Raw genomic sequence first — 12885 nt, forward strand, 5'->3', positions numbered from 1 at the left:
TGCGTCATGGAATCTTTTATCTATCAGGCGCAGCCCGCTCGCGTCATCTTCGGTTCCGGGACCGCAGCGCAGCTTGCCGATGAGGCTCAGCGGCTCGGACTGAAGCGCTTGCTCATACTATGCACACCTGGGCAGGCCGCACTGGCCGAGCGTGCACGTCAATGGGCGGGCGAACGGGTGGTTGGCATATTCGCCGGGGCGACCATGCATACGCCCGTCGATGTGACGGAACGTGCACTTCGTGTCGTGCAGGATCTGCATGCCGATGGCGTGGTCTCCATTGGCGGCGGATCGACAATTGGCTTGGGCAAGGCGATTGCACTGCGCACCGATCTTCCGCAAATTGTCCTGCCGACGACCTACGCCGGTTCTGAAATGACGCCTATTCTCGGCGAAACGAAAGACGGTCTGAAGACGACGCAGCGAAGCCCGAGAATCTTGCCGGAAACCGTTATCTACGACGTCGATCTGAGTCTCTCGTTGCCCTCACCTATATCGGCCCTGTCTGCATTCAATGCAATCGCTCACGCCGTGGAGGCGCTCTACGCACCGGACACCAACCCAATCATCTCGCTGATGGCACAGGAAGGTGTGCGCACGCTCGTCCGTGCGCTGCCGCAATTGATCGAAACGCCTCACGATCCGGCCGTCAGAAGCGACATGCTATACGGCGCGTGGCTGTGTTCATATTGTCTCGGCAACACCACGATGGGATTGCATCACAAGCTTTGTCATACATTGGGCGGCGCGTTCAATCTTCCACATGCGGAAACCCATACGATCGTGTTGCCGTATGTGCTGGAGTTCAATGCACCGGTGATACCCGACGCAATGGCGCGTTTGTGCCACGCGATGAACGACGACGATCCGGTCAATACTCTCCTTGCTCTCGAGCGTGCCTGTCGGATTCCCATGGCTCTGAAGGACATTGGTATGCCGGAAGAGGGTATCGCCGGCGCCGTGCAGCAGTTGCTGGCAAATCCGTACGCCAATCCACGGCCGCTCGAAACCATTGAACTGACCACACTGCTCGAACATGCATGGGCGGGAACTGGTAGTCGGGCTATCGGATAACGCAGGGTCGCGAAAAGTTCGTCCACATGCCAAGTGCTGCGCGGCGCGGCTAGCCTGACGCAGATTTGCCCCTCATGAACTCGACAGAGCTGTGTGCGGGAATAAGTAATTTCCCCTATAAAGAAGCACGCCAAATATTCATTTTACGAAGTTAGAATGATTCCACTAATTGGGAAATGCATTCGCTGAGTCAAATGATTGTTTGCGGGCTGGCGCCGTGCTAACCGCCGACATAGTTGACGAACTAAAACGATAATCCGGGAGGACTGTCCCTATGTCTCCGCACCTTCAAGCACAGAAGGAGTTGGATCACCTTAAGTCGATCATCTTCTATCTGGAACGCGGACGGTCCGAAATCGCAGCGCCGACAAGCGCGGTGGCGGAGATTGACTACTGGCGCAGGCGCATCCGCGCCGTGTTGATGTTTCCCAATACGCCAAGGCAAATAACCGATCAAGCATCAGCGCTTCTGGCCAGGCTGGATCGCATTACTGCCGCAAAGCGCGAGTGTGATGGCTCCGGGCACATAAAGGCAGCAGCATAGTGTGTCAGGTGCTCAAGCAGTTCGTCCTTTTCGGCTGATCGTCGGCCTGGTTAGCCGCTAGCCGGGCTGATGCGCGTCGATGCCTCAATCGCTTCGTTCAGAAGGCGATCGATGACTTCTGCGGCCGACGTGCGTTTATCCACCAGCGCCGACGATTCCCCAGCAAACAATGCCATCTTCTCGAGATCGCCGGTGGTGGTGCGCAATGGCGAGTTAGTGCTGAACTTATAAATCGGGTAGTCCGGTTCTTGCGCGATCACTTCGCGCGGCAGGAGGTAAGGATTGTTGCCGAACAGATGATCGCCCGCCTCGCGAGTCACGCTGTTGGCCAGCACTCGCACGGGCGCGCCCGGCGGCCAGTTGATTGCATAGACGTCGGTGTGGACGGTATCGCCGGCCTGCGCCTCCACAATGCGTTGCTTGTGGTAGTCGTGTGCAAACGATTCATGAGTCGGGAGGAACACGGTGCCACAATGAATGCCCGACGCGCCGAGTGCAAGAGCGGCAATAAGTCCGCCGCCAGTCGCGAATCCGCCAGAGGCGACCACTGGGACGTGCAGACACCGTGCAATCTCGGGCAGTAGTGTAAGGATGCCTGTGCGTCCACGCACGTGGCCGCCGGCCTCAATTCCTTGAGCAATGACCACATCGGCACCGGCCTTTTCGGCAGCAATTGCGTCCTGAAGAGAGCCGACCTGATACAGCACGATTGCCCCTGCATTCTTCGCACGTGCGACTACTTCGGGGAATACGTCCCAGAAGAAGCACATCGCCGGCACATGCGCTGACAGGCATACGTCGAGTTCGGCCGCGAGAAGCCTTGGCTCGGTCCCCGCCGGGATCAGGTTGACTCCGAAGGGCCGATCGGTCGCCGCGCGCACCGCAGCGATTTCGCGCTCGATCACGTCGGGCGGCTCCCGAACCATGCCGAGCAACCCGAATCCGCCAGCATTCGAAACGGCCGACACGAGTTCGGCACGCGCGGGGCCGCCCATGCCGGCCGATATGATTGGATGCCGGCAGCCGAGCAGGCGGGTTAACGCGGTCTCAAACCGGGCGACTTTCTCGGTCATGGCCGTTCCTTTGCCTTTCAGGCTTGATGCACATGCCGCGAACAGAAGGCATTACTACTCAAGGGTCTATTCGGGGTTGTCGGGCCTTGCGCGGGCCAAGGCTTCTCTACAGAGTAGACCAATCCGGCTTCCGGCCCGAGAATCCTGGCGGCCCCAGAACAATAGAGCGGACGTCGAACGTCTAGGCGAGAAGTTGCAACGCATCCGTGAGCGACAGCACCGCGGTGCGCGAATCGGATGCGGTGGAGAACAGATGTTCATGTACCACCTGATCGGGTCGTAACAGCAATCCTTGACCGTGTACAGACGGAAGTCCGCGTCGCTCGCATAGGCTACCGACGACAGCACCACACTGGTCGATACAATGCCGACCATGATCAGCGAATCGGCCCGATCGGACACGACATCAGCGCTTCGAATAGCGATGAAAAGGGCGTTGGACCCAAGCCGCCGGGTCGCCTACGGAAGTTGGGTGTCGATGCCCGTCGCCAGTCAGCATTGGCGCATCGTCTCTATACGCTGCTCGCGAATATCCGTAGATCTTGCGTACCGGCGCACGGCACTAGCCCTTGCTGAACAGGCTCAAGACACGGGAGATAGACTTCGCTGCCACAACGAGCAGAGCGCCCGAGACGTTGTAGTCGACGTTGTACATGAGGTCCGTCAAGTAGAACATAGATAGCGCAATGAGCGGATGGTACATCGTACGGCTTAGCAGGCTTTTCATAGACGTCTCACGCAATTTCGTTTGCCCGAAGCGGTAGGTCACTGGACGTGAACTGATGTGGGCATCAGGTGGCGCAGCGGGCTTCGGTAAACCATGGAAGGTCTCGCCACGAGAACGGCTGACGTTGATCCGTCGCGTCCCGTACCAACTTTGCCTCTCGCAACCGCTTGCGGTCCTGCCCGCGCGTCGGCTTTTTTTGCCCGATCGTCCAAGTCTTGCCGTTGATCGACGTTGCCATTGCCGGGCGTCCAGAAAGATTGCCGGGCACTCCTGCACAAGTACACGATCTGTCTGCACGCGGCTCTATCGCATAGGCGGCGCAGACGCACACAAAGGTATGCGGGTAAACCCAATGAAACGGTAACGACGAGGCCTGACGTCACCACGTTGGCAAACGCGAACTAGGATCGCGATTGCCGCGTAGATCGTAATGCAGAGCAGAATGAGCGAGTTCCACGCGACGCAGGAACCGGGCGGCGAAACACGTTGCTAACGAACTGGCCGCGCGCGGCCCGACGCATCACAAAGCGCCTCACAGGCGGGGCGAAATCATCCGTAAGCGATTTGTTATCGAACGACGCAACGGGGTATAACATGTACCCGCGGCCGAACGACAAATGCTGCCGCCGCACTTCCTTGCCGGGGAAATCGCAGTTCACGTGAGCTATTCATGGATGCAGTTTCTGACGTTCTGCGCGCTGTGCGCTTAAGCGGCGCTGTGTTTCTGAACGGAACCTTCACGGCACCGTGGTCGTTGATAGGCCGCACGGATGCTGCGCTGTGCGGAGCTTACTTGCCGAGTTCGGAGCGGGTAGTCTCATATCACCTGATCATAGAAGGGAGTTGCTGGGCGAAGTTGCCGAACGACCCCCATTCAGCTATTCATCTCGATGCCGGAGAACTGCTGGTGGTGCCGCAAGGCGAAGCGCACGTGATGGGCAGCGCCATGGATCTTCCGCCAACGCCGTCGGAGTCGCTATTAGGGGGCGTGATGGCTGAAATGCCTGGCGAGGTGATGACGCTGTCCCACGGCGGCGGAGGAGCGGCGACTCGCATCGTATGTGGCTTTCTGGCCTGCGACGATACCCTGAGCAACCCGCTGCTCTCATCGCTGCCGCGACTCTTCAAGATTGATATGCGTCACAATCCGCGCGCGGCATGGATCGAGTCCTCTCTCAAGTTTGCTGCCGCCGAGGCAGGGGATTCACGTCCGGGCGGTACGATGGTGCTCGCGAGACTGTCCGAACTTCTGTTTGTCGAGGCGGTGCGTACCTGTATTGAAGCGCTCCCGGCGGATCAGACAGGATGGCTGGCCGGCGTACGCGATCGCTATGTAGGGCGTGCGCTTTCCTTGCTACATGCTCAATCGGTTCACCCATGGACCGTTGACGAGCTCGCGCGCAAAGTGGGGTTATCGCGCTCCGCGTTGGCGCAACGGTTCGCCGATCTTCTCGGGCAACCGCCAATGCAGTACCTGGCGCGATGGCGCATGCAGATTGCGTCGCACGAACTGTTGACCGGCGGAAAGTCACTCGCGGCTATAGCGGAGCAAATTGGCTACGAGTCGGAGGCGGCGTTCAGTCGCGCCTTCAGGCGCGAATTTGGAATGCCGCCGGCAGGCTGGCGCAGGAGCAAAGGAAAGATAGACGGTGCTGCCGTCTCCAGGCAGACATCACTCGGTGCAAGTGGTATCGCATCCCCACCGGTTTAGTAACACTGGCAGCCGGGCGCAACGGTGCCTCGATAACGTCAGCAAGGGCCCGAACTGATCGGTAGCTCATTGCGCCAATTGGCCAGATCAAATCGCCAGCGTGCCTCTGGCATGCCAGGCGCAACTTCATTCACGCGCGTCAAAGCTGATTCGGCGTTTCGGTCATATCGTCCGGCGGCCCAATCATAGAACCTCGCGTCTCCCAACCGTACATTGAGCCTGCCGGAATGCCAGATCAGCAATCTGGTTTTGACCGGCAGACGGACACGCACAGTTCGACCGCGAGGCGGTCTCTATTGGGAGCAAGGCTATGAAAGCAGTATCGCGACTTTCCGACCGCGATCGTTACGCCCGGTGCATTCGCGCCTCAAAGATGGTCAGTTGGGATATCGACCGTGACGTGATCGGAGGTCGCACTTTCGACACATCCCAGAAGTATCTGCCCGACGGGCTCTCACTGGCGCCGAATTTCTTTACCCTCTCTGCCAGTGAGAAACGGTTTGTCAGTCAGATTCAGGGCCGCACGTATGCAAACGTGTTCGGGTTGGTGGAACGCTTCATCAACGCAAAGGTGCTCGAAGTCGGCCGCGACTACTGGCTCGGCGACCAGGTGGCGCTTGAGGCGCTGGTGCGGTTCAGCGAGGAGGAACTCAAGCATCAGGCGCTGTTTCGCCGCATCGACAGAATGATCGGTGAAACCCTGCCTGCTGGTTATCGCTTCGACGTCGACCCCGATGAAATTGCCGCTGTGATCCTCGGGAAGAGTACCTGGGCGGTACTCGCGCTGACGTTGCATATCGAACTCTTCACACAGCTTCACTATCGTCAGAGCATCAATCCAGACGATCAGCTATCCGAACTATTCAAGAACGTATTTCTCTATCACTGGAAGGAGGAGAGCCAGCACGCCATCCTTGATGAACTCGAATGGCAGCGTCACGACGTCACTGTGACCGCCGAGGAGCGCGATAACGCTGTCGATGAGTTCATCGAACTGGTCGCCGCAGTCGACGGCATTTTGCAGGCGCAGGCCACAGCCGATGCGCGCTATTTCGTGGCGAACTGCGGCCGCGGAGTCGACGAAGTTGAAACGCTATCGATCGAAGCGAATTTCCTGGAGGCTTACCGGTGGCAATACATCCATTCCGGTGTACGTCATCCTCACTTCAAGGAGGTTCTTCATAGGCTCATCTCCGAAGACCAGGGCATGCGCATCCAGGCTGCGCTAGCCACGCTGCAATGAGATTAATCGAAACGGAACAACCCGCGTATTAAAGGAGATTCGACATGAATGCGAATGCACAGCACAAAGAACCTAACGTCGTGAACGGCCTCAACGTGGACGACCTGTTCGCGCTGATCGAGGGCGTCAGGCGCGACGCCTCGAAAGCCGCCACCAGTTGGCGCATTGCTACGACATGGCAAGGCCAGACCCGGACTCGCGCGGAGGTAGACGGCTTCTCGATCGGAGGACAGGACGTGTCGCGTCGGTTCACAATCGATATCGACGAGCCTTGCGAACTTGGCGGCTCTAATCAGTTTGCCAACCCTCAGGAGCACCTGATCGCGGCGCTGAACGCTTGCATCACGGTGGGTTACGCGGCGCAATGCGCGGTTCGCGGCATTACGCTCCAGTCTCTCAAGGTTGAGACTGAGGGTGAAATCGATCTAAGAGGGTTTCTTGGGCTCGATTCCAAGGTCGCAAACGGCTACGAGAGCTTGCGTTTCACCGTTCGTATCAAGGGCAGCGGCACCAGGCAGCAGTTCGCCGAAATCCACGACGCCGTCATGGCCACTTCTCCGAACGTCTATAACCTGGCGAATGCGGTCGCATTGAAATCGACGGTTGTCGTCGAGTGACTTCGGGATAGGGCACGCCGAACGGCAGCAGCGGGGTCACATGCTGCCGTTCGTAGCCATGATGCGAAGCAGCGGTTTGCCATCGACATTCTTCAGCGGGAAATAAACCCGGTGCGTCGCGGTATCGACACCAACAACATGTGCATTCGCTCCCACGAAGCCCTCGCCAATCTTCGATATAGACGAGCCCGACACGCGGAACATCGACGCAATCCCCGCTTCTCCGGCGACATAAAGCACGCCTAGGCCTGGATCGTACGAGAGGACGTCCGGCGCTCCGCCTACTTCGAAGGACTGGATCACGCGCGTTGTCACCATGTCGAGTACAAGCAGTCGGTTGTTGCCTTCACAGCCGATGAACGCGCGATGCAATTGCGGCACGATAGCGAGGCCATGATTGCCTTTAGCGCCAGGCAGTTCGATCCGACGGGTAATGGTATCGGTCAATGGGTCGATTTCAACGAGTTCTCGCCGCGTCTGGACGTTCACGAAAATATGACGGGATGCAGGATCGTATTGCGTGTTGCCCACTTCGCCACCCAGCTGGATTGTGTTTATTCGCCGGTTGGTTCGCGTATCGATCACGGTTACCGTGCCTCCGGTTTCGTCCGAGACATAGAGTTTGCGGGAATCCGGTTCATACGCGATGCCATCGGGATAGACGCCACCCGGCACACGCGCCACAACGTGCATGCTTGCCTCGTCGATCGCGACGACCTCATTGGTACCCGTCGCAGACGCATAGACGCGCCCCAGTTCGGGCACGGCCAGCACGCCATGTACGGAAGCGAGATTGCCGATGCGCGACACAACTCGCGAGTTCAGCGTATCGAAGACGATCACTTCACTGTCACCAAGATGAGCGATGAACAGCAGATGCCGGTCCGCGTCATAACTCATGTAGTCCAGACGCGTGGCGCGACCCGGCAACGGAATGTCAGCGATGTGGCTAAGCGGCAGGTCAGCCGCTGCCTGTCCGGCGGCAGCCGGTGAAATGCCGCATACCAGGATGCCGGCCGCTGCCGACACCACGACCACTATCGCGTACCACCATACCGCTCGGGCTTTGTCTGTTTCTGTGCGCATCATGCGAACCTCCTTCCCGACGTGGGAACGTGTTCATACAGAAAACGTTACCTATTGGCAGTTCCCGCTACAAGCTAACTTGTCCACTGTCCTGCATGCGTCCATTCGGCCCAAATTGCGCGATTACGCTCCGTCCAGTAGCTACGAGCGGTAGAACCGGTGTTGTCCACGCTCAGCTGCTGCATTGCACAATTAACTACCCCTCCCATACGTACTAGCCCGAATACAAGAAAGTATTGGTTGGGGGTCTTAATTTCAGTGGTGAACTCTCTGCTAGAGAGTTATTTTTCAGTTACGACGGAATGCAGTACGTGTAAGCGTAAGCGTACTGCCCAAAAAGACGGAAGGAGGACAGATGCACGCCACTCGGGGTGCCAGGGCGCACAAAGAAGCACGTAGCGCCGACATCGTTCAGCCGGACCTCGAACTGGTCGACGCGCCGCGCCATGGGTCGTTCAAGGTCTGGTCGCATGGGTATCCGTATCGAACGGTGCGCTGGCATTTCCACCCGGAATACGAAATTCACCTCATTACATCTACGACCGGCAGATACTTCGTAGGCGATTACATCGGCAACTTCACGCCCGGCAATCTCGTGATGATGGGCTCGAACCTGCCTCACAATTGGGTTAGCAATGTGCCGCAAGGCGCCCCTGTGGATGAACGCTGCCTGATTGTGCAGTTCGACGCCGAGTTCGTCGCGCGAGCCATCACGGCTTTTCCGGAACTCAGGCGCGTGAAAGGCTTACTTGACGCATCGCGCTCAGGTGTCATGTTCTCTCAGCAAACGGGTCTGGCCGCCGAACCGATCATGCGCGAGATGCTGGCCGCACAAGGCATACGGCGCATTACGTTGTTCATTGCGTTGCTCGATCTACTCCTCGAATGCGCGGAACCGGTGAAACTGGCGAGCGCCGCTTTTCGCGCAGACCCGGCTTGCTATGCCGCCACGCGCATCAATCACGTGATTGCCTATATCGGCAAGAACGTGTCGCAAGAGTTGCGTGAAATGGAGTTGGCCGAACTCGCGGGACAGAGCGTCAGTGCCTTCTCGCGGTATTTCCGCCGGCACACCGGCGTGCCGTTCGTTCAATATGTCAATCGGCTGCGCATCGATTTCGCGTGCCAGTTGCTGATGTCGGGCGAACTGAATGTCGCCGCTATTTGCGATCAGGTCGGGTTCAACAACCTCTCGAACTTTAATCGCCAATTCCTGTTGCTGAAGGGAATGGCTCCGTCACGATGGCGTGCCTGTCAGCAGCTCAAAGCGGACAGCGCGAATGAACCGTCCGATGTCGCACCCTTTCCGGAAGGATTCGGCTCGGGCGTCTTTTGCCAGTAAACCGCAGAACGCGGAACTGGTGTTAGTACCGCGCGAGGCGGACTCGCCCTTGCGGTTTTTAAACGAACATGTACAGGAAGCCTCACCCGCAGCCCGCCCACGGCACCCCATGCGCCGGGACTTTACTAATAAACGGAGACACTCGATGACCCGACTTTCTAACCAGCTCATGGGCGCCAGCGCGCTGAGCCTGGGCCTGTTGAGCAGCACGGCGGCACTGGCCGCGCCCAGCGGCACGGTTGCCTTTCTGATGCCCGACCAGGCATCGACGCGCTACGAACAGCACGACTTTCCCGGCTTCAAGGCTGAAATGGGCAAGCTTTGCCCTGACTGCAAGGTGCTGTACCAGAACGCCAATGCAGACGTCTCGACTCAGCAACAGCAGTTCAACTCGGTCATCGCGCAAGGCGCCAAGGTGATCGTGCTCGACCCGGTGGACTCGACGGCCGCCGCATCTTTGGTCCACATGGCGCAGGGCCAGGGTATCAAGGTGATTGCCTATGACCGGCCCGTGCCCTCGACGCCGGCCAACTACTATGTGTCGTTCGACAACGAAGGCATCGGTAAGGCCATCGCGCAGTCGCTTGTCGAGCATCTGAAAGAGACTGGCGTGCCTACGACCAAGGGCGGCGTGCTCGAAGTCAACGGTTCGCCGACCGATGCAGCGGCGGGACTGATCAAGAAGGGTATCCACGCCGGCTTGCAGGGCAGCGGCTATAAGACGCTCGCCGAATACGACACGCCTGACTGGGCGCCGCCGAAGGCCCAGCAGTGGGTCAGCGGGCAGATCACGCGCTTCGGGTCGCAGATCGTCGGTGTCGTGGCGGCCAACGATGGCACGGGCGGCGGCGCTGTCGCGGCCTTCAAGGCGGCCGGTGTCAACCCGGTGCCGCCCGTGACCGGCAACGACGCGACACTTGCGGGCCTTCAGTTGATCATCGCCGGCGACGAATACAACACGATCCTGAAACCCAGCGAGATCGTCGCCGCGGCGGCGGCGAAGGTTGCCGTCGGCTTCCTGTCCGGTCAGTCTCCGAAAGCTGAAACGACGCTCTTCAATACGCCGTCGCAACTGTTCAAACCTGCAGTCATCACGGCGAAGAATCTCAAGGCGGAGGTTGTCGACAAGGGCTTCGCGAGCAGCAAGGAGCTGTGCACCGGCCGCTATGCCGAAGGGTGCAAGAAGCTGGGCATCACGAACTGATCCGGCGCGACGTTGACGGGGTCCGGCTCGTGCCGGGTCCCTCTACTTTCAATGAGGTATCCGTCCCATGAGTGACAACTCCACAACACGGTCCGGACCCGGCGGCGAACTGGTGCTGAGCCTGCGCGGTATCTCGAAGCACTTCGGAGCGGTCTCGGCCTTGACGGACATCGAGCTCGACGTGCATGCCGGCGAAGTAGTCGCCCTGGTGGGCGACAACGGCGCAGGTAAGTCCACCCTGGTGAAGGTTCTCGCCGGGGTCCATCAACCCAGTGCGGGCACGATCACGTTCCGCGGCGAGGAGGTCGTCCTGGCCGATCCGGGCGCCGCGCTCGATCTGGGCATCGCCACAGTTTTCCAGGACCTTGCGCTGTGCGAAAACCTCGACGTCGTCGCGAACATCTATCTCGGGCGCGAACTGGGCCCGTTGCGCCTCGACGAGGTCGCGATGGAAGTGAAGGCGTGGACGCTGCTGAACGAGCTGTCGGCGCGAATCCCCAGCGTGCGGGACGTCGTCGCTTCACTGTCGGGTGGGCAGCGCCAGACTGTGGCGATTGCACGTTCACTTCTGCTCGACCCGAAGCTGATCATGCTCGATGAGCCGACGGCGGCGCTCGGCGTGGCGCAGACGGCCGAGGTGCTGAACCTGATCGAGCGGGTGCGCGACCGCGGCCACGCAGTCATCATGATCAGCCACAACATGGAAGACGTACGCGCCGTGGCGGATCGAATCGTGGTGCTGCGGCTCGGCCGCAACAACGGTGTGTTTTATCCCGACTCGTCGAACCAGGAGCTGGTGGCGGCGATCACTGGCGCCACCGAGAACGCCGTGTCGCGTCGCGCCGGCCGGCGCCAGGCCGAACAAGGTGCCTAGACCTAGGGAACGATCATGAGTAACGAAACGCAAGGCGCCCCGCAGCGCGAGCCGCAAGGCACGCCGCAGCCGTCCACGCTGCTCGACCGCAGCGATGTCCGCGTCAAGCACGCCACCGGAATCGGCGGCACGGTCGCCGCTTTCGTCGAACGGGTTCGCTCGGGCGATCTGGGATCGCTGCCGGTCGTCGCAGGTCTGATCATCATCTGGACCGTATTCACGAGCCTGAACCCGGTGTTCCTCTCGGCCGACAACCTGGTGAACCTGCTGTTCGACTGCTCGACGGTCGGCGTGATTTCGCTCGGCATCGTCTGTGTGCTGATGGTAGGGCAGATCGATCTATCGGTGGGCTCCATGAGCGGTTTCGCTTCGGCCCTGGTGGGCATGCTGTGGGTCAATCATGGCTGGCCGGTGCTGCTGGCCATCGTCGTTGCCATCGCCGTTGGCGCGCTGGTTGGCGCGGTGTATGCGCTGCTGCTGAACCGGCTTGGTATGCCGAGCTTCGTCGCGACGCTGGCCGGACTGCTCGCGATCCTCGGGATGCAGTTGTACGTGCTTGGCGCCACCGGGTCGATCAATCTGCCGTACGGCTCGACGATCGTGAACCTCGGGCAGCTGATCATCATTCCCGCCGTTGTTTCATATCTCCTTGCACTGGTCCCCGGCGTCGTGATGCTGGTGATCGGGATGCGCACACGTGAACGCCGCCGTGCGTCCCAGCTCTCCGCGCCCTCGATGGGCAGCCTTGTCGTGCGCGCGCTCGCCCTCACGATCCTGCTCGAAGCCGTCGTTGCGTACCTTAACCAGGGACGCGGCGTTCCGCTGATGTTCGGGGTCTTTCTCGGCCTCTCGGTCGCAATGGACTATGCACTCAAGAGAACGCGCTGGGGCCGCTCGATGCACGCGGTGGGCGGCAATCACGAGGCGGCGCGACGGGCAGGCATCAAGGTCGGCGCCATCTACACCAGCGCTTTTGTGCTGTGCGCCAGTTTCGCTGCGCTCGGTGGCGTGCTGACTGCGGCACGGCTCGCTTCGGCCAGTCAGCAGGCCGGTAGTGGCGACGTCAACCTGAATGCCATCGCTGCCGCGGTGATCGGCGGCACGAGCCTGTTCGGTGGCCGCGGCAGTGCGTATTCAGCGGTGTTGGGCATTATCGTGATCCAGTCGATTGCCAGCGGGCTCACACTGCTGAACCTGTCGTCGTCGCTGCGCTTCATGATTACGGGCGCGGTGCTGGCGATCGCGGTGATTGTCGACTCTCTTGCCCGGCAGTCCCGCGTTTCGCATGGTCGGGCGTGATTCGTTAATGCTGTGATGATTTTGCATGGGAGCCGGAGTCGCAGTCAAAGCGCTAACTCCGGTCGACTCGCCGTCTGGCATGGGACGGGAG

Annotated in this window: 13 protein-coding genes and 1 pseudogene; 9 read left to right on the top strand and 5 right to left on the bottom strand. The window is 59.8% G+C overall.

The annotated features are described in order from the left end of the window. Window positions 1-6 precede the first annotated feature (6 nt). Window positions 7-1074, top strand: a complete 1068-nt coding sequence (locus C0Z16_RS19080; protein ID WP_102633682.1) for a maleylacetate reductase — start codon at window positions 7-9, stop codon at window positions 1072-1074. Window positions 1075-1348: 274 nt separating this feature from the next. Continuing rightward, window positions 1349-1618 (top strand): hypothetical protein, encoded by a 270-nt coding sequence (locus tag C0Z16_RS19085; RefSeq protein ID WP_102633683.1) that lies wholly within the window; start codon window positions 1349-1351, stop codon window positions 1616-1618. A gap of 50 nt (window positions 1619-1668) precedes the next feature. On the opposite strand, the gene C0Z16_RS19090 is transcribed toward C0Z16_RS19085, so the two are convergent. The 4 genes and pseudogenes from C0Z16_RS19090 to C0Z16_RS37785 form a co-directional block, all read right to left on the bottom strand. Next, window positions 1669-2691, bottom strand: coding sequence for an NAD(P)H-dependent flavin oxidoreductase (locus C0Z16_RS19090; RefSeq protein WP_102633684.1), 1023 nt, complete (start codon window positions 2689-2691; stop codon window positions 1669-1671). 181 nt (window positions 2692-2872) lie between these two features. After that, window positions 2873-3078: pseudogene (locus C0Z16_RS38790) on the bottom strand (cysteine hydrolase); the annotation flags it as partial. Window positions 3079-3253: 175 nt separating this feature from the next. Beyond that, window positions 3254-3418, bottom strand: coding sequence for a hypothetical protein (locus C0Z16_RS38210; protein WP_167403548.1), 165 nt, complete (start codon window positions 3416-3418; stop codon window positions 3254-3256). A 64-nt stretch (window positions 3419-3482) separates the two neighbouring features. Then, complete coding sequence (locus tag C0Z16_RS37785; protein ID WP_158244499.1) at window positions 3483-3656, bottom strand: hypothetical protein; 174 nt, start codon at window positions 3654-3656, stop codon at window positions 3483-3485. Window positions 3657-4088: 432 nt separating this feature from the next. On the opposite strand from C0Z16_RS37785, the gene C0Z16_RS19100 reads away from it, so the two are divergent. From C0Z16_RS19100 to C0Z16_RS19110, 3 genes are all read left to right on the top strand, one after another. Continuing rightward, the gene (locus C0Z16_RS19100) at window positions 4089-5129 is read left to right on the top strand and encodes an AraC family transcriptional regulator (RefSeq protein WP_102633685.1); all 1041 of its coding nucleotides are present in this window, start codon (window positions 4089-4091) and stop codon (window positions 5127-5129) included. A gap of 310 nt (window positions 5130-5439) precedes the next feature. Then, window positions 5440-6372 carry a hypothetical protein gene (locus C0Z16_RS19105; protein ID WP_102633686.1) on the top strand — a complete coding sequence of 311 codons (933 nt, stop codon included), beginning with the start codon at window positions 5440-5442 and terminating at the stop codon, window positions 6370-6372. A gap of 44 nt (window positions 6373-6416) precedes the next feature. Then, a complete protein-coding gene (locus tag C0Z16_RS19110; RefSeq protein ID WP_102633687.1) occupies window positions 6417-6989 on the top strand; it encodes an OsmC family protein in 573 nt (190 codons plus the stop codon). Between the two features lie 36 nt (window positions 6990-7025). Here C0Z16_RS19110 and C0Z16_RS19115 read toward each other — a convergent pair whose 3' ends face one another. Continuing rightward, window positions 7026-8078, bottom strand: a complete 1053-nt coding sequence (locus tag C0Z16_RS19115; protein WP_244201279.1) for a YncE family protein — start codon at window positions 8076-8078, stop codon at window positions 7026-7028. Between the two features lie 352 nt (window positions 8079-8430). On the opposite strand from C0Z16_RS19115, the gene C0Z16_RS19120 reads away from it, so the two are divergent. The 4 genes from C0Z16_RS19120 (at window position 8431) to C0Z16_RS19135 (ending at window position 12794) form a co-directional block, all read left to right on the top strand. After that, on the top strand, window positions 8431-9417 hold the full coding sequence (locus C0Z16_RS19120) for an AraC family transcriptional regulator (protein WP_102633688.1): 987 nt from the start codon (window positions 8431-8433) through the stop codon (window positions 9415-9417). Between the two features lie 145 nt (window positions 9418-9562). Then, on the top strand, window positions 9563-10621 hold the full coding sequence (locus C0Z16_RS19125) for an ABC transporter substrate-binding protein (RefSeq protein WP_102633689.1): 1059 nt from the start codon (window positions 9563-9565) through the stop codon (window positions 10619-10621). A 67-nt stretch (window positions 10622-10688) separates the two neighbouring features. Next, a complete protein-coding gene (locus C0Z16_RS19130; RefSeq protein WP_102633690.1) occupies window positions 10689-11495 on the top strand; it encodes an ATP-binding cassette domain-containing protein in 807 nt (268 codons plus the stop codon). A gap of 15 nt (window positions 11496-11510) precedes the next feature. Then, window positions 11511-12794, top strand: coding sequence for a sugar ABC transporter permease (locus tag C0Z16_RS19135; protein WP_167403549.1), 1284 nt, complete (start codon window positions 11511-11513; stop codon window positions 12792-12794). Window positions 12795-12885 lie beyond the last annotated feature (91 nt).

It is taken from the genome of Paraburkholderia rhynchosiae, assembly GCF_002879865.1.
GTDB classification, from domain to species: Bacteria; Pseudomonadota; Gammaproteobacteria; order Burkholderiales; family Burkholderiaceae; genus Paraburkholderia; species Paraburkholderia rhynchosiae.